Origin of the sequence: Sphingomonas sp. NFR04 (genome assembly GCF_900114095.1) — a bacterium.
Lineage (GTDB): Bacteria > Pseudomonadota > Alphaproteobacteria > Sphingomonadales > Sphingomonadaceae > Sphingomonas.
This window is the reverse complement of the sequence record NZ_FORV01000001.1, coordinates 608,585-625,300: the sequence shown is the minus strand read 5'-3', so window position 1 is coordinate 625,300 and position 16,716 is coordinate 608,585. Positions and strand designations below refer to the sequence as shown.

Below are 16,716 nucleotides of genomic sequence, written 5' to 3'. Positions count from 1 at the left end.
GATGGGCAGCGAGGGCGCGGCGGGGCAGCGGGTGCTGACGGTGCAAGCCGGCGGCGAGCGGCTTGCCGTGCCCGCGCCGATCGTCCGCGAGGTCGCGCGGGTCCCGCGGCTGACGCGGGTGCCGCATGCGCCCAAGGCGCTGCTGGGGTTGGCCAATATCCGCGGGGCGGTGGTGCCGGTATTGTCGCTGGCCGATCTGGTGGAGCGCCCGGCCGGCACCGAGCGGCGGGTCGTGATTGTCGACGACGGCGCGCTGTTCGGGCTGGCGGTGGACGCTGTCGATACGCTGGCGGAGGACGGCGAGAGCAGCGCCCGCACGCTCGACCTGCCCGCGCTGATCGCGGCGCGCCTTGCCCCGGATGGCAGCCGCGCCGTCGGCCGCCCAGCTGCTGAGGAAGCGGCCGCCGAAACCGCCCAACACGCGGTTTTGCCGCTCGTCGTCTTCGCGATCGGCAGCCAGGAATTTGCGCTGCCGCTGGGCGCCGTCGAGAATGTGCTGCGGCTGCCAGATACGATCGCGGAAATGCCGCACGCCGACGCCGTGGTCGTCGGCAGCGCCACGGTGCGGGGTGCGCTGCTGCCGCTGCTCTCCCTCCGCGCGCTGCTCGCCATGCCCGCGGCGGCACCGACATCGCGTACGCGCGTCGTCGTCGCGTGGATCGGCGCGCACCGCGTGGGCCTGGTGGTCGACGCGATCCGCGGGGTCGAGCGCGTGCCCGAAGCCGCGATCGACGCAATCCCGCAGGTGCTCACCCGGGGGAGCGCCGAGGCGCGGATCCAGGCCATCTGCCGGCTGGAGGAGGGGCGGCGGCTGGTGTCGCTGCTCGCCGCCGAGCATCTGCTGCACGAGGATATCACTGCCCGGCTCACGCAAGCGAGCACCGCGGACGAGATCGAGGAAAGCGCAATGGACGCGACGAGCGAGCAGTTCCTTCTGTTCCGGATCGGCGAGAGCGACTTCGCGCTGCCGATCGCTGCGGTCGAGGAAGTCGCGCCGCTGCCGCGCAAGCTCACCCGCCTGCCCAAGGCCCCCGGCCTCGTGCAGGGCGTGATGAACCTGCGCGGCACGGTGGTGCCGGTGATCGACCAGGCCGAGCGCTTCGGCGCGGCCACGGTCGCGGGCGGCAAGCGTCGCGTGGTGGTGGTCCGCATCGGCGATCTGCAGGCCGGGTTCGTGGTCGATTCCGCCTCCGAGGTCCTGCGCATCGCCGCCGATGCAGTAGGCCCGGCACCCGATCTGGGCGGCGCGGAGACGCGCGTGTTCGAGCGCGTCGCCAATCTTCCCGATCAGGACCGGATCGTGCTGATCGTGTCGCCGCGCGAGCTGCTCGACCGTGCCGAACAGGATCTGCTGCGGGGAATGGCCGCCGCATCGTGATCAAGCTGCTCGTGGTCGACGATTCTCCGCTGATGCGGCGCCTGCTGGTCGACATCTTCACCGAGGCCGGCGGGTTCGATGTCGCGGTCGCGCGGGGCGCCGCCGAGGCGCTCGACCTGCTCGCCGAGGTCGCGCCCGACGTGATCACGCTCGACATCCACATGCCCGGCATGGACGGGCTGGCCTGTCTCGACCGGATCATGATCGAGCGGCCGTGTCCGGTGGTGATGGTCTCGGCGCTGACGGGCGAGGGCGCGGACGAGACACTGGAGGCGATCGAACTCGGTGCGGTGGACTTCATCGCCAAGCCGCGGGGGGCGCTGTCGCTTGAGATCGATTCCGTCGTTCCCGCGCTGGTCGAGAAGGTGCGGGCAGCGGCGGGCGCGCGGATCTCGCGAACGACGCGGCTGCGCGAGCGCGTTCGGGCAAAGGCAGCGGGTGCCGCCGAACCCAAGCCTGCTGCGCCGCGTCGCAGCGCGCCGGTCGCAGCGCCGCTGCCGCCCGAGGGGCTGGTGCTGGTCGGCTGCTCGACCGGGGGGCCCCCGGCGCTCGATGCGTTGCTCGGCAATCTTCCCGAGGACTTCCCCTGGCCGATCCTCGTCGCGCAGCACATGCCGGCGAGCTTCACCGGACCGCTCGCGCGGCGGCTCGATAAGCTGTGCGCGCTGCGCGTCCAGGAAGTGACGGGTACGGCGGTGCTTGTGCCGGGCAACGTCTATATCGGTCGTGGCGATGCCGATCTGGTCGTCACCCGCCGCGCCGGGGCGCTCGCCGCGGCCGCCGCGCCGAGCAGCGCCGAGTATTTCTGGCATCCCAGCGTCGATCGCCTCGTGGCGAGCGCGATGAAGGTCGTCGCACCCGAGCGGCTGGTTGGCGTGTTGATGACCGGCATGGGGAATGACGGAGCCGGCGCCATGACGGAATTGAAGGCGCTGGGCGGCACGACGCTGGCCGAATCTGCCGATAGCGCGGTGATCTGGGGCATGCCGGGGGCGTTGGTCGGTGCCGGCGGCGCCACGGTGGTCGCACCGCTCGATCAGCTTGCGACCGAGCTGCTCGCCTGCTTCGCACGGTGACCCGGGGCGTCACCCCTGCCAGCGCACCGCCGGTGATCCTGTCCGACGACGACGTCGCGCGGGTGGGCGCGCTGCTCTATCGCTGGACCGGCATGATCTTCGGCGCCAACAAGCGCTATTATATCGAACGCCGGATCGGTGCGGGAATGGCGCGCAGCGGCATGGCCGAGGTGGCACGCTATCTCGATCTTGTCGTGAGCAACCCGGCCGAGCGCGAGGCGCTGATCAACGCCTTCACGATCAATGAGACCTATTTCTACCGCGAGGAACACCAGTTCGCCGCGCTCGCGCGGCAGATCCTGCCCGAGCTGATCCGCACGCGGCGCCCCGGCGACCTGATCCGCATCTGGTCGATGCCCTGCTCGACGGGCGAGGAGGCCTATTCGATCGCGATCTGGCTGCTCGAGAACTGGCCGCTGGTCGACGCCTATCATATCGAGATCGTCGGTTCTGACCTCGATACCGCCGCGCTCGCCCAGGCGCAGGCGGGGCGCTACGCGGCGCGCGCGCTGGCCAGGCTGCCGGCGGACGTGGTCGAGCGCTATTTCGAGCCGGAGCGCGGCCACCGCCGCAAGATCATCGACGATCTGCGCGAATCGGTGCGCTTCACCCCCGCCAACATCGTGGATCGCGCGACGCTCACCGCGCTCGGCCGGTTCGACGTGATCCTGTGCCGCAACCTGCTGATCTATTTCGACGATGACTCGCGGCAGCGCGCCGCTTCCAACCTGTTCGAAAGCCTCAACGGGGGCGGCTTCGTCTGCCTCGGGCACAGCGAATCCATGGCGCGGATCACGGACAAGTTCACAATGGCTCGCCTTGAAGACGCAATCGTCTATCGTAAGCCGTGATGGACGAGCTGCTGGCGCAATTTCTGGTCGAGGGGCGCGACCTGGTCGCCCAGGCAGCGGCGGCGTTCGATGTGCTGGCGCGCGATCCCGGGAATGGCGCCGCGATCGATGATGCCTTTCGCGCGATCCATACGCTGAAGGGCTCGGTCGCGATCTTCCCGATGGCGGCGGCGGAGCGCACGCTCCACGCCGCCGAGGACGTGCTGGAGCGCGCTCGCAAGGGCGGCACGGCGCTCGAAGGCGCGGCGACGGAGGCGCTGATCGCCTGCCTCGACGGGGTCGACCGCTGGATCGACGCGGTGGAACTGCGGGGTGCGCTGGGCGAGGATGCGGACGGCATCGCGGCGGCGTTGATCGCCCGCCTGCCGGGACAGGTGTCCGCCCCGCCCGTGTCTCCGTCTGCTGCCACCCCGGACTGGGCCCGGCAGTTGGCCGACGGTGCCGAAGGCCCCGTGGTGGCGTTCCGCTACACGCCCGATCCCGATTGCTTCTTCCGTGGCGAGGACCCGCTGGCGATCGTCGCCGCGATCCCCGAATTGCTCCGGCTCGACATCCGCCCCGCCGAAGGCCGCTGGCCGTCGCTCGATGCGATCGAGCCGTTCCGCTGCATCTCGATCCTCGAAGGGCTGAGCGCCGCGTCGCCCGAAGCGGTTCGCGCCGCGTTCCGGATGATGCCGGACCAGATCGCGCTGCATCGCGTAGAGCCTGCCGGGGCGGCGCCGGCCACCGAAGTGCTCGCCGAAGCAGGGCCGGCGACGACCCTGCGGATCGATGCCGCACGTATCGATGCACTGGCGGACGGAATCGGCGAACTGCTGGTGGCGGTGAACGCGCTTGCGCCGCTCGCCGCGCGCGTCGAAGCCCAGGACCGCGCCCTGGCCGCTGCCATCCGCACGGTGCAGGCGGGCATCGAACGCAGCGCAGCCGAGCTTCGGCGCAGCGTCGCGGCGGTGCGGTTGGTGCCGCTCGCGCCGACGCTTCGACGTCTGCCGCGTCTCGCCCGCGAGATCGCCGCGACGCTCGGCAAGCCGATCGCCTTCGCGATCGAGGGCGACGGGCTGGAGGTCGACAAGCAGATCGCGGAAGGGCTGTCGGAGCCGCTGCTGCACCTGCTGCGCAATGCCATCGACCATGGCATCGAGGACGCGGCAACACGCGTCGCCGCCGGCAAGTCCGCCGAGGGCCGGGTAACCCTCACCGCGACGCGGGAGGGCGATGCGGTGGCGATCACCCTCGCCGATGACGGCGGCGGGATCGATCCGGCGCGGATCCGCGCGACCGCCACGGCGCGAGGCCTGCTGGACTCCGAGGCCGCCGACCAGCTGAGCGACGCTGCCGCGCTCCGCCTGATCTTCGCCCCAGGATTTTCGACCGCGGAGGCTGTCACCGGCGTGTCGGGGCGCGGGGTCGGCATGGATGCGGTACAGGCTGCGGTGGAGAAATTGCGCGGCACGATCGCGATCGACAGCACGCCCGGCCGCGGCACGCGCTTCCGGCTGCGCTTTCCCGCCAACGCGCTCACCACAAGACTGCTCGTCGTCGAGGCGGCCGGGGATCGCTACGGCGTGGCGCTCGATCAGGTGATCGAGACCGTCCGCGTCGAGCAATCGGCGCTGCTACCGGTCGGCGAGGGTATCGCCTGTGTCCTGCGCGGCCGCACCGTGCCGGTGCTCAGCCTCGCCCGCCTGCTAGGGGGTGCCGAGGTACCCGGCGTCCATGCCAGATTGCTCGTTACCAGCGCCGAGGGCGAGCGCGTCGCGCTGCGGGTCGACGATTTCGCCGATCGGATCGACGCCGTGGTGCGGCCGCCGAGCGGGCTGCTGGCGGGCGTTTCAGCTATCGGCGGGGCGACGTTGCTCGGCGATGGCGGGGTGCTGCTCGTCCTCGATCTGCCGGCGCTGATTGCATGACGGTCCGGATCGACGCCGATGCCATCCATCTGATCGGGCGATGCACGGCCGAGGATGCGGATACGTTGCTGGTCGCGTTGCAGGAAAATCCCGGGCGAACGGTCGATCTGGGCGCGGCGCAGCGGCTGCATCTTGCAGTGGCGCAGGTGCTGCTTGCCGCACGGCCACCGGTGCGCGGTGTGCCGGCCGGCGCGTTTCTGGCACGATACCTGCTTAATCTGCTGCAATGACATCGAGATGATTCACCGCTAGAACCGTTGCGCAGGCGAACCGCTTCGCGCTGCAGAGGTCTTGATCTGGAGTTCCGAATGCCGGTTACCGTTCTTATCGTCGATGACAGCAAACTTGCGCGCATCGTCGCCGGCAAGGCCCTCGCAGAGCTGCAGCCGGACTGGCAGAAGGCGGAGGCGGGCAGCGCGGCGCAGGCGCACGAGGTGATCGCCGCCCAGCCGGTGGATGTCGCGCTGATCGACTTCAACATGGCCGAGAAGGACGGGCTGGAACTCGCCGGCGAACTCCACGCGATGCGTCCGGACATGCCCATCGCCATCATCACCGCCAACATCCAGGACGAGATCATCGCCCGCGCCCGCGCGATCGGGGCCGCGTTCGTTCCCAAGCCGGTCAGCGCGGACAGCCTGGAGGCGTTTCTCTCTGGCGCCGCGCTCCGCCTGCGATCGGCGAAGGCGTGATCCGCGACAGCGTGATGCTCGGCGAACTCGAGCGCGACGCGCTGACCGAGATCGTCAATATCGGCGTCGGGCGCGCCGCCTCCAGCCTGCGCAAGATGATCGGCGACCAGGTGACCTTGTCCGTCCCCGCGATCGACATCGTCAGCCAGCGCCGGGCGGCCCGGCTGATCAGCGAGCGCGAGGCGGCCGATCTTGTCGCCGTGCGGCAGGATTTCGACGGCGCCTTTGCCGGCCGCGCGCTGCTCATCTTTCCCGAGAGCAACAGCCTGGAGCTGGTCCGCGCCGTCACCGGCGAGAGCCTCTCCGCCGCGGACCTGGCCGAGATGGAGCGCGAGGCGCTGACCGAAACCGGCAACGTCATCCTCAATTCCTGCCTCGCCACGATCGCCAACATGCTCAAGCGCTCGCTGGCGATGACCATTCCCGAGGTGCTGCACGGCAATAGCGCGACGCTGTTCGAGATCGACGATGCCGAGGATGAGGACGGGCTGGTGCTGTTCCTCTATATCGACTTCGCCGTGCGCAAGCGCGACATTCGCGGCTATATCGCCATGATCATGGATATCCCCTCGCTCGAAAAGCTGAAGGAGCTGCTCGACGAATTCATCGCCCGGGTGGTGGGGGACGATGCCTGAGAAAGGCGCCGAGCAGGTACGCTCGATCCTTGCCGCCGCCGGTGCGAGCGGCAGCTGGGACTGGGACATCGCGGCCGACGTCCTGCGCATCGATACGCGCTTCGCGGAGCTGTACGGGCTGGAAGCCGAGGCCGCGGCCGGCGACCTGCCAACGGCGACCTTCTTCGCCGCGATCCACCCGGCGGACCGACCGCGGATCCGCATCGCCGTGGCCGGCATGCTCGCCGGGGCCGAGCGCTTCTCCAAGGAGTTCCGGGTGCTCGCGCCCGACGGCTCGACCCTGTGGATGCACGGACGCGGCCAGGCGCATCTGGACGAGAATGACGAGCCGGTGCGCTTCACCGGGCTGCTCATCGACGTCACCGAACGCAAGCGGACCGAGGAGCGGCTGCGGATCGCCCAGTCGGCGGGCGGGGTCGGCACGTTCGAGTATGTCGACGGCTTCGCCACCGCCACCGTCTCCACCGAATTCTGCCAGCTGCTCGGCCTGCATCCCGCCGCGGTGCTGCCGGTGCGGACGATCAACAGCGTGCTGCGCGAGGGCGAGCCGCTGCTGCTGCCGCAACCCGGCAGCGATGCGATCGCGGAGACGCTGGATGCGGTATTCCGTGTCGTCCGCAATGACGATGGCAGCCATCGCTGGATCGCGCGTCGCGGCGAGGTCGTCCGCGAAGGATCGGGCTATCGCCTGATCGGCGTGATCTATGACGTCACTGCGGCCAAGGAGCAGGAAGCCAAGCTGCGCGAGCTGGCGGATACCCTGGAAATGCGCGTCCAGCAGGAAGTCGCCGAGCGCCGGGAGGCCGAGGAAGCGCTGCGCCAGGCCCAGAAGATGGAGGCCGTTGGCCAGCTGACCGGCGGGATCGCACACGACTTCAACAACCTGCTGACCGTCATCATCGGCAACATCGACACGGTCGTCCGCCGGATGGACATGGACCATGATCCCCGGATGCGGCGCTCGCTGGAGAATGCCCTGAAGGGGGCGGAGCGCGCAGCCTCGCTCACCCAGCGGCTCCTCGCCTTTTCCCGCCGCCAGCCGCTCGAACCCAAGACGATCGATATCGGCCGCGTGCTGACCGGCATGTCGGATCTTCTCACCCGTTCGATCACCGAAACGATCGCGATCCGGATCGCCACCGATGCCGAACTGTGGATGGTCGAGGTGGATCCGCATCAACTGGAAAACGCGATCCTCAATCTCGCGGTGAACGCGCGCGACGCGATGCCGAACGGTGGCGGCCTGACCATCGAGGCCCGCAACGTCGAGGTGCGGGATGCGCTCCCCGGCGGATGCCTGCCGGGCGCCTATGTCGTCATCTCGGTGATCGACAGCGGCACGGGCATGTCGCCAGAGACGGTGGCCAAGGTGTTCGACCCCTTCTTCACCACCAAGGAAGTCGGCAAGGGTACCGGGCTGGGCCTTTCGATGGTCTATGGCTTCGTGAAACAGTCCGGCGGGCACATCACCATCGATTCCACCGAAGGGCGCGGAACCGCCGTGCGGCTGTATCTGGCCCGCAAGCAGCAGGACGCCCGCTTGGAGATCGAGGAGCGACGCCCATCCGCGCGGATGGGTAGCGTCGACGAGACGATCCTGGTGGTGGAGGACGACGACGATGTCCGCGCCTATACCGTCGGCATACTGCGCGAACTGGGATATCAGGTGGTCGAAGCGCAGGACGGCGATGGCGCGCTGCGAATGCTCGGCGGCCACGGTGTCGGCGCGAAGATGCTGCTGACGGACGTCGTGATGCCGCGCATGTCGGGTCCCGAACTGGCCAGCCGTGCGAAGGCATTGCACCCGGAACTGCGGGTGCTCTTCACGTCCGGCTATACGCGCGATGCCATCATGCGGGACGATCGGCTCGACCCGGATGTCGACCTCCTATCCAAGCCTTTCACCTATGCCACGCTGGCTGCCAAGGTGCGTGAGTTGCTCGACCGGGTGTCTTGACCGGTGGGACGGCGGCCTCTGCCGTATATATCGCCCACCCGCACGGCTCGCCGATGGGAAAACCGGGCATGGATGCTCATCGGCCCAGCTCCGTCCGGCCGAGACTGACCGTCGCGCACCTGCGAAAGGCTGCTCCCGTCATCGCCTGATGCCGCGCGAACAGCGGAATGACGATCGCGCTTTTGTCAGCAGTCGACACATGCATCGTCGATTCACGGCCTCCTCGGTTCCTCACTGCGCTCCCGGAGCGGCGAACATACGACATCAGCCAAGAACCATCTGGGTTATCAGAACGCCATTCAACAGGATCACGACGGTTGTGACAAGGATCGCACCGGTTCGAATCAATCGGCCATTGGCGAAGCGCCCCATCAGCGCCCGGTCGCCGGTAAAGCGCACGAGAGGAACGACGGCGAAAGGAAGTTGCAGGCTCAATACCACCTGGCTCAGCACGAGGAGCTTCGCCACGCCGCCGTCCCCGTACATGCCCGCGACTGCAGCGGCAGGCACGATCGCGAGGCCGCGCGTGATCATCCGCCGCAGCCAATGCGGCAGCCGCAGGTCCAGAAAGCCCTCCATCACGATCTGCCCCGCAAGCGTGCCGGTGATCGTGGAGTTCTGACCGGATGCGAGCAGCGCCACTGCAAACAGCGTGCTCGCCACGCCCGCGCCCAGTGCCGGGGCCAGCAACGCATAGGCATCGCTGATTTCCGCTACTTGCGTCTTGCCCGCGCCGTGGAACGCCGCTGCGGCGAGAACCAGGATCGCGGCGTTGACGAACAGCGCGAGGCCGAGCGCCATCGTGCTGTCGATCGTAGCCAGCCGGATGGCTTCGCGCTTGCCGCTGTCGCTGCGGTCGAACGCGCGGGTCTGCACGATCGAGGAGTGAAGGTAGAGATTGTGCGGCATCACCGTCGCGCCGAGGATGCCGATCGCGACGTACAGCATGGCGGGATTGGTCACGATTTCCGGTGAGGGCACCAGCCCCGCGCCGATCGCCGCGAGGCTCGGCTGCGCCCAGACGAGCTCCACCGCGAAGCAGAGCGCGATGACGATCAGCAGCGCGACGATGAATGCCTCGAGTTGCCGGAATCCACGCCGCTGCAGCAGCAGGATCAACAAGACGTCGAGCGACGTGACCACGATGCCGGCCACCAGCGGCAGCCCGAACAGCAGCTTCAGCGCTACCGCCGTGCCGATCACCTCCGCCAGATCGCACGCGATGATCGCCAGTTCGCAGAGCAGCCAGAGGCACAGTCGGGGCACCAGCCCGTAGCGGGCGCGGCAGGCCTGGGCGAGATCCATGCCGGTGACGATGCCCAGCTTCGCCGACAGGCTCTGGAGCAGCATCGCCATCAGGTTCGAAAGCAGGATGACCGACAGCAGCGTATAGCCGAATGCCGACCCACCGGCGAGGCCGGTCGCCCAGTTGCCCGGGTCCATATAGCCGACGGCGACGAGATAGCCGGGCCCGGCGAAGGCACCCAGCTTGCGCCAGAACCCCGCGGCTGCAGGCACGGCGACGCTGCGGAACGCGCCGGGAAGGCTCGCCGCCTGGATCGCGGTCGAGCCCCCGGGAGCGCCCATTTCCCCCTCGAACGGTGGCATCAGCTGGCGGCGCTGAGCTTGATCGTACCGTTGACGCCGGTGGGAAAGAACCCGCCGCGATCCACCGAGGCCTTGTTGAGATAGGCGATGTTGAGCACCTGGCCGGCGGAGCGGCTGAACGCCACGCCGTTGGAATCGGTCGGCACGATGTTGGTGGCAGCGCCGATCGGGCGGATACCCTGGTCGAGGTCGCTCGATCCGTCCAGGCTATCGCGTGCGTTGGAAATGGCTTCGGTGGCATCGATGAGCGCGGGCGTCGTCAGCCCCTTGCGATACAGCGTCGTACGGATCAGCCCGGCGTGATAGGCCTCTGCGGCGAGGATACCGGCTGCCGCCTCGAGATAGGTCTTGTTGGTGATCAGCGGCGAGGCGCCCTTATAGGCGCTGACCCCGACATCCTCGAAGATGAAGGCCGCGAGCAGGAAATTCTCGTCGCTCGCATATGGGTCGAACGCCTGGTTGGCGCCGACCAGCCCGGCGGCGCGCGCCGCGGTCGAGAAGGCACCGTTCACATCGGTGGACAGATCCAGATTGGGCTGTGCGACCGCGACGCTGCCGAGAGCGCTGCGCAGGAAGGCGACGTGGGCCTGTTCGTCCCCGGCGATCTCCCGGGCATAGCGCGCCACCGCGGCATCCTTGAAGTCCACCTGCCGCGCGCCGTTCGGTGCGCCGGCCTGGCCCGTACCGGACAGCAGGCTGGCGGGCAGCGAAACGCCATTGGCAGCGAACGAGTAGAACTGCGCTTCGAGATATTCGAGGTTCAGCGCGAAGTTCAGCACGTCCTGATCGGAGAGCGCGCCCGACGGGCTGGGTGTGGGTGTCGGCGTCGGCGTAGGCGTGATCATCGATCCCGGCCCGTCGTCGTTGCTGCTGCACGCGGCGAGCATGGTAGCGCCGGCAACCGCAAAGCCGGCATTTTTCATGAAGGCCCGGCGCTCGGCGCGGCGCGCATCGCACGCGTCCAGGACCTGGAGAACGATATCGTGGTTCATGGCTGAATCCTCCCTGGAGCCGAGCGATCAGTTCGCTGCGCTGGTGACGATGGTGCCGTTGACGCCGTTGGGGAAAAATCCGCCGGCAGTGACGGCCGCCTTGTTCAGGTAGACGATGTTGAGGACCTGGCCCGTGGAGCGGCTATAGGCGAGGCCGTTGGCATCGAGGGGGGCGATGTTGCTGGACGTGCCGATCGCCCGAATGCCCTGGTCGTCGTCGCTCGGCCCATCGAGACTGTCGCGCGCGTTCGAGATCGCCTCGGTCGCGTCCACCAGGCTGGGGGCTGCGATCCCCTTGGCGTCGAGCGTCGTGCGGACGAGCGCGGCATGATAGGCCTCGACCGCGAGGATGCCTGCCGCGGCCTCGAGGAACACCTTGTTGGTGATCAGCGGCGAGGCGCCCTTGTAGGCGGTGACCCCGACATCCTCGAAGATGAACGCGCCGAGGAGGAAGTTCTCGTCGCTCGCATAAGGGTCGAAGGATTCGCCCGCGCCGATCAGCCCCGCGGCGCGGGCCGCGTTGGAGAAGGCGCTGGTCGGCGATACGCCGATGTCGATCTGGGGTTGTCCCACGGCGGTGGCGCCGATGGCGCTGCGTAGAAACGCGACATGGGCGCGTTCGTCCGCCGCGATTTCCTGGGCATAGGCGGCGACCGCGGGATCGTTGAAGGTCGCCTGGCGCGCGCCCACGGCCGCACCGATCTTGCCGGATCCGGTCAGCAGGTCGGCGGAAAGGCCGACGCCATTGGCCGCATAGGCATAGAATTGCGCCTCCAGATATTCGAGGTTCAGCGCGAAATTGAGGACGTCGCCATCGGTGAGCGTCGTCTGTGCGGCGGCGCGCTGGACGCTGGTCGCCATCGCCAGCCCGCCACCGGCCACGGCGGTAAGCGCGAACGCCTTGAAGAATTCCCGACGATCTTTTCGCCGCTGGGCTTGTTGCTCGAACGCTTCGATAAGCTCGACTTCCTGATTCATCGCGCACGCCTCCCTGATGGTAGCAGCGGTTCGAACCCCGCGCGTTTTCAAGCAGTTCCGGTTCGGCGCGGGCTGGGTACGGTGTCGTACAAAATCTCCCATGCACGGCGTTTTCTTGCATCCGTGGCGCCGCACGTTGCGAAGCTAACAGGCAACGAGGAGAGGAGCGGGTCGCGCCGATGTCGAAACCGAACGCCCACTATGCGCCGGACATCCGCGGCAATCTGCTTCTGCGATCGCTTCCGCAGAGCGATGCAGGGTTGCTGATCCCCCACCTATCCCGCCTTCACTTCTGCCGCGAGGACCGGGTGAGCCGAACGCCCTGCGGGGCGGTGCAATTGATCTTTCCCGAGACCGCGATCTTCTGTGTTCGTCAGGCGCTCCTTGGCGATCGTCAGCCGGCCTTGGGCCTGGTCGGCCATGAGGGCATGCTCGGCTGGTCGCTGCTGATGGGCGTGGAAGAGAGCTTCACCCTCGCAACCGTGGAGATGCAGGGCGGTACCGCCCTGTCCATTGCGGCTGGGCCCCTGCTGGAAGCGTGCGCGAAAAGCTCGACGCTCCGCGCCAATCTGCTGCGGTACGCGGACAATTTTCTGGAGCAGATGGCCTCGATGCTGGGCTCGAACACGATCGATGCCCTGGAACGCCGCGTTGCCCGCTGGATATTGATGCTCCATGATCGCAGCCACGGCGACACGCTGTTGTTGACCCATGACGAGGTCGCGCGCGCGCTTCACACGCGGCGGGCTAGCGTCACCGATTGCTTCCATGTGCTTGAGGGCGAGAAGATACTCCGGTGCGAGCGCGCCCGCCTTACTATTTGCGATCGCGAGCGCCTGACGATGCTGGCGGGATGTTCGTACGGCGCTGCCGAGGCGCGGTATGCGGCGGAAATAGCACCCTGGCCGCGGGGCGTGGCGCTTCCGCCGCCATCGACGCGTGACGTTCGCATCGCGCAGCGCGCCTTGGTGCCTTGAAGGCACCGGTGCGCCCGATTCGGTCTTCACCCTTCGTCATGGTGGCGCGGTGTGGCGCGCGAGGATGGGCGCGGCGTCCGGTCTAATGCTAGTTCCGGACGCCGCGAGTAATCATGCGGCGGCGGGCAGGGGCGGATAGTCGACATAGCCCCGCGCATCGCCGCCGAAGAAGCTGGCCGGATCGGGCGCGTTGAGCGGCGCGCCCAGCGCGAAGCGATGCGGCAGATCCGGATTGGCAATGAACAGCTTGCCGAAGGCGATGGCATCGCCGCGCCCCTCGGCAAGCGCGCGGGTGGCGCTGGCCTGATCATAGCCGCCGGCGAGCAGGAGCTTGCCCGGATAGAGCGCGCGCATCAGCCGGATGATGGCGTCCCAGCGGGGATCATAGGCGGTGTCGGTCTCGACGCCGAGCGTTGTCGGCTCGACGAGATGGAGGTAGGCGAGACCGCGGCTGCCCAACGCGCGGGCAACATGGCCGAAGGTCTGTTCGGGCGTATCGTCGCCCATGCCGATGAACCGGCCCATCGGAGTCAGGCGCACGCCGACCCGATCGGCGCCCACCGCGCCCGTCACGGCATCCACCACTTCGAACAGGAAGCGGGTGCGGTTCTCGATCGAGCCGCCATAGGCGTCCGTGCGGCGGTTGCTGTTGCTGTTGATGAACTGGTCGATCAGATATCCGTTGGCGGCGTGGATTTCGACGCCGTCCATGCCGGCGGCGATCGCATTGCGCGCGGCGTGCGCATAGTCGGCCACGATCGCGCGGACGCCGTCGAGGTCGAGCGCCTGCGGGCGCGGAATGTCCGCCCAGGCGCCATTGCCCTGCGCATCGATGATGAAGGTCTTGCCCGGCACGTCCATTTCGCTGGGCGCGACGGGCGCGGCCCCGCCCGGCTGGAATACCGGATGCGAGACCCGGCCGACATGCCAGAGCTGCATCACGATTCGCCCGCCTTCGGCATGCACGGCATCCGCGACCTTGCGCCAGCCGGCGACCTGCGCTGCGCTGTGGATGCCCGGCGTCCAGGCATAGCCCTGGCCCTGCTGCGAGATCTGGGTGGCTTCGGTGATGATCATCCCGGCACCGGCGCGCTGGCGGTAATAGTCGACACTCATGTCGGTCGGCACATTGCCGGCGCCAGCGCGCGAGCGGGTGAGCGGGGCCATCACGATGCGGTGGGGGAGGTCGATCCGGCCGAACGTGACCGGCGAAAAGAGCGTGGGGTGCATGATCCGGTTCCTTGACGTGGGAGAGGGCAAGGGGGTGGCCACGCCGTTCGCCGAGGGGGGAGGGGGCGAACGACGTGGGCGTGCAGCGCTCAGGCAGCCTTGCGGCGGCCGGTGAGCTGCAGGGCGGATGCGAGGAGGGCGAGGCCGATGCCGAGCGCCGAGACCGCGGTCCAGCCGCCGGCGTTCCAGGCCGCGGTGGAGGCAGCCGCACCGCCGGCACCGCCGAGGAACATCGAACCCATGAAGATCGTGTTCAGCCGCGAGCGGGCTTCGGGGCGGAGCGCGTAGACAATGTGCTGGTTGGAGACGAGCACGCTCTGCACCGCGAAGTCGAGCAGGATACAGCCGATCACCAGTCCGGCGACCGCATGCCACACACCGAACACGATCCACGAGACGACGGTGAGCAGCGTGCCGGCGAGGATCACCTTCTGCGGCCCGCGCTTGTCCGCATAGCGGCCGGCGATGGGGGCGGCGAGGATGCCGATCGCGCCGACGATGCCGAACAGTCCGGCGATCTCCGAGCCCAGCCCGAAGCGCGGCGTCTGCAGATAGAGCGCGAGGATCGACCAGAAGGCGGTGAATGCGCCGAACAGCAGCGCCTGGGTCACCGCGGCGAGGCGCAGCGCGCCGAACTCGCCCCACAGGTGCACGAGCGAACGGAGCAGGCTGGCATAGCTATGGTCGCTCGCCGGCTTGCTGTGCGGCAATGTCACCGCCATCAGGAGCGCGGCGGCGAGCGCCAGCGGCACGCCCAGCCAGAACATCGCCCGCCAGCCTTCCTGCGCGGCCACGAAGCCCGCCAGCGTGCGGCTGAGCAGGATGCCGCAAAGCACGCCTGACATCACCGTACCGACGGTGGCGCCGCGCTTCTCGGGCGAGGAAAGCTGCGCCGCGAAGGGCACGATCTGCTGCGCCACCGTCGCCGAGGCGCCGAGCAGCAGCGAAGCGACGAGCAGCATCGCGGAAGAGGGGGCGAGCGCGGCGCCGACCAGCCCGGCCGCGAGCACCAGGAACTGGACGACGATCAGCCGCCGCCGCTCGACCAGGTCGCCCAGCGGCACCAGCGCGAACAGGCCGAGCGCGTAGCCCAACTGGGTGGCGGTGGGGACGAGGCCGGTCAGCGTGCCGGGCATCTCGCCTTCGAGGATGCCGAGCATCGGCTGGTTGTAATAGATGTTGGCGACGGCGAGACCCGCCGCCACCGCCATGGCGAAGTTCAGCCCGCGGCCCAGTACGGGCGCGATCGGGCCGGCAGGATGCGTGGTGGCATGCATGCGATTGTCCTCACAAAATGCTTGCCGGCGCTGGCGCGATGTCGGTGTTCGGGCTGCCAAGTCGGCGGTTTCGATGCCGCGGATATGGCATTGTAACGGATATGGCGGTACTCGTCTGATCGGTTAGGGCAGCATAACGGAGTGTGATGTAATGGACCTCGCGGCGCTGGCGATCTTCGTGGAGGCGGTGCAGGCCGGCAGCATCGCAGGCGCCGCGCGTCAGCTGGGGATCGGCGCAATGGCGGCATCGCGCGGGTTGGCGGCGCTGGAGCAGGAGGTCGGCGCGCGGCTGGTCCATCGGACGACCCGTTCGCTTTCCCCGACCACCGCAGGCGAGGCGTTCCTGCCCCATGCCCGGGCCATGCTGGAGGCGCAGGCGAACGGCATTGCCGCGGTGCGGCCCAACGAGGCGGGGCTGACGGGCATGCTGCGCATCACGGCTTCGGCCGCCTTCGGCCGCAAGGTGGTGGCACCGATGATCCCCGGCTTCATGCGCGCGCACCCTGCGCTGCAGGTCGAGCTGCTGATGACCGACGAGCAGGTGGACATCGTCGCGCGCGGCATCGACATGGCGGTGCGGATCGCCAAGCTGCGCGACAACCATCTCGTCGCGCGCAAGCTGGCCGACAATCCCCGCCGCCTCGTCGCGTCGCCTGCCTATCTGGCGGAGCAGGGAACGCCGCAACGAGTCGAGGATCTGGCGGCGCATGCATGCCTGCTGCCGACCAACATGACGCACTGGGAGTTCGTGCGCGGCGGCAAGCGGATCCGCCAGCGGGTGGGCGGTGCGTTCAGCGCCAATTCGATCGAGGCAATTCACCAGGCGTGCCTGGGTGGGCTCGGGATCGCCAATCTGTCGAGCTGGGACGTGGATCCGGCGATCCGGAGCGGGGGGCTGGTCGAGATCGAACTGGCGGACGGCGTGCCCGATCCGCTCGCGATCTGGGCCGTCTACCCGACCGCGCAGCTCGTGCCTGCCAAGGTGCGTGCATTCATCGAGGCGCTGGATCGGGCGCTGCGCAAGGTCCTGTCCGACACGTAGCCGACCCCGATCTTCCGGAACGATGGCGCGTGGCATGCCCCGCCCAACGGCCCGGGCGTCTACCCTCCCAGCCCGATCGCCGCCCTCACCCGGTGGACGGTGATCGCGCCGGT

15 protein-coding genes are annotated in these 16,716 nt (G+C 68.5%); 10 read left to right on the top strand and 5 right to left on the bottom strand.

Annotated features, from left to right (window positions below; translation table 11 throughout):
* Position 1 precedes the first annotated feature (1 nt).
* From BM009_RS02745 to BM009_RS02710, 8 genes are all read left to right on the top strand, one after another.
* Positions 2–1,378 (top strand): chemotaxis protein CheW, encoded by a 1,377-nt coding sequence (locus BM009_RS02745; RefSeq protein WP_093293528.1) that lies wholly within the window; start codon positions 2–4, stop codon positions 1,376–1,378.
* Positions 1,375–2,454: a chemotaxis-specific protein-glutamate methyltransferase CheB gene (gene cheB / locus BM009_RS02740; RefSeq protein ID WP_093293525.1), complete on the top strand. Its 1,080-nt coding sequence runs from the start codon at positions 1,375–1,377 to the stop codon at positions 2,452–2,454. Before BM009_RS02745 ends, cheB begins: the two co-directional genes overlap by 4 nt.
* Positions 2,451–3,305, top strand: a complete 855-nt coding sequence (locus BM009_RS02735; RefSeq protein ID WP_093293523.1) for a CheR family methyltransferase — start codon at positions 2,451–2,453, stop codon at positions 3,303–3,305. The genes cheB and BM009_RS02735 overlap by 4 nt, the downstream gene beginning before the upstream one ends.
* Positions 3,305–5,215 carry a chemotaxis protein CheA gene (locus BM009_RS02730; RefSeq protein ID WP_093293520.1) on the top strand — a complete coding sequence of 637 codons (1,911 nt, stop codon included), beginning with the start codon at positions 3,305–3,307 and terminating at the stop codon, positions 5,213–5,215. Before BM009_RS02735 ends, BM009_RS02730 begins: the two co-directional genes overlap by 1 nt.
* A complete protein-coding gene (locus BM009_RS02725; protein ID WP_093293518.1) occupies positions 5,212–5,445 on the top strand; it encodes a hypothetical protein in 234 nt (77 codons plus the stop codon). The genes BM009_RS02730 and BM009_RS02725 overlap by 4 nt, the downstream gene beginning before the upstream one ends.
* 78 nt (positions 5,446–5,523) lie before the next feature.
* Positions 5,524–5,907 (top strand): response regulator, encoded by a 384-nt coding sequence (locus tag BM009_RS02720; protein ID WP_093293515.1) that lies wholly within the window; start codon positions 5,524–5,526, stop codon positions 5,905–5,907.
* The gene (locus BM009_RS02715; RefSeq protein ID WP_175487869.1) at positions 5,904–6,542 is read left to right on the top strand and encodes a chemotaxis protein CheX; all 639 of its coding nucleotides are present in this window, start codon (positions 5,904–5,906) and stop codon (positions 6,540–6,542) included. The genes BM009_RS02720 and BM009_RS02715 overlap by 4 nt, the downstream gene beginning before the upstream one ends.
* Positions 6,535–8,499 carry a hybrid sensor histidine kinase/response regulator gene (locus BM009_RS02710; RefSeq protein WP_093293513.1) on the top strand — a complete coding sequence of 655 codons (1,965 nt, stop codon included), beginning with the start codon at positions 6,535–6,537 and terminating at the stop codon, positions 8,497–8,499. Before BM009_RS02715 ends, BM009_RS02710 begins: the two co-directional genes overlap by 8 nt.
* A 264-nt stretch (positions 8,500–8,763) precedes the next feature.
* Here the strand turns inward: BM009_RS02710 and BM009_RS02705 are convergent, their stop codons facing one another.
* From BM009_RS02705 to BM009_RS02695, 3 genes are read right to left on the bottom strand one after another with little or no spacing between them, the layout of a single operon-like run.
* The gene (locus BM009_RS02705; protein ID WP_093294591.1) at positions 8,764–10,086 is read right to left on the bottom strand and encodes an Nramp family divalent metal transporter; all 1,323 of its coding nucleotides are present in this window, start codon (positions 10,084–10,086) and stop codon (positions 8,764–8,766) included.
* Positions 10,087–10,106: 20 nt separating this feature from the next.
* Positions 10,107–11,099: a ferritin-like domain-containing protein gene (locus BM009_RS02700; RefSeq protein WP_093293510.1), complete on the bottom strand. Its 993-nt coding sequence runs from the start codon at positions 11,097–11,099 to the stop codon at positions 10,107–10,109.
* A gap of 27 nt (positions 11,100–11,126) precedes the next feature.
* Positions 11,127–12,077, bottom strand: a complete 951-nt coding sequence (locus BM009_RS02695; protein WP_093293507.1) for a ferritin-like domain-containing protein — start codon at positions 12,075–12,077, stop codon at positions 11,127–11,129.
* A 179-nt stretch (positions 12,078–12,256) separates the two neighbouring features.
* Here BM009_RS02695 and BM009_RS02690 point away from each other — a divergent pair, with 179 nt between their 5' ends.
* Complete coding sequence (locus tag BM009_RS02690) at positions 12,257–13,054, top strand: Crp/Fnr family transcriptional regulator (RefSeq protein ID WP_093293505.1); 798 nt, start codon at positions 12,257–12,259, stop codon at positions 13,052–13,054.
* A gap of 111 nt (positions 13,055–13,165) precedes the next feature.
* Here BM009_RS02690 and BM009_RS02685 read toward each other — a convergent pair whose 3' ends face one another.
* Both BM009_RS02685 and BM009_RS02680 read right to left on the bottom strand, forming a co-directional pair.
* Positions 13,166–14,284, bottom strand: a complete 1,119-nt coding sequence (locus BM009_RS02685) for an alkene reductase (protein WP_093293502.1) — start codon at positions 14,282–14,284, stop codon at positions 13,166–13,168.
* An 89-nt stretch (positions 14,285–14,373) separates the two neighbouring features.
* Positions 14,374–15,561 carry an MFS transporter gene (locus BM009_RS02680; RefSeq protein ID WP_093293499.1) on the bottom strand — a complete coding sequence of 396 codons (1,188 nt, stop codon included), beginning with the start codon at positions 15,559–15,561 and terminating at the stop codon, positions 14,374–14,376.
* 151 nt (positions 15,562–15,712) lie between these two features.
* Here BM009_RS02680 and BM009_RS02675 point away from each other — a divergent pair, with 151 nt between their 5' ends.
* On the top strand, positions 15,713–16,603 hold the full coding sequence (locus BM009_RS02675) for a LysR family transcriptional regulator (protein WP_093293497.1): 891 nt from the start codon (positions 15,713–15,715) through the stop codon (positions 16,601–16,603).
* Positions 16,604–16,716: the final 113 nt, after the last annotated feature.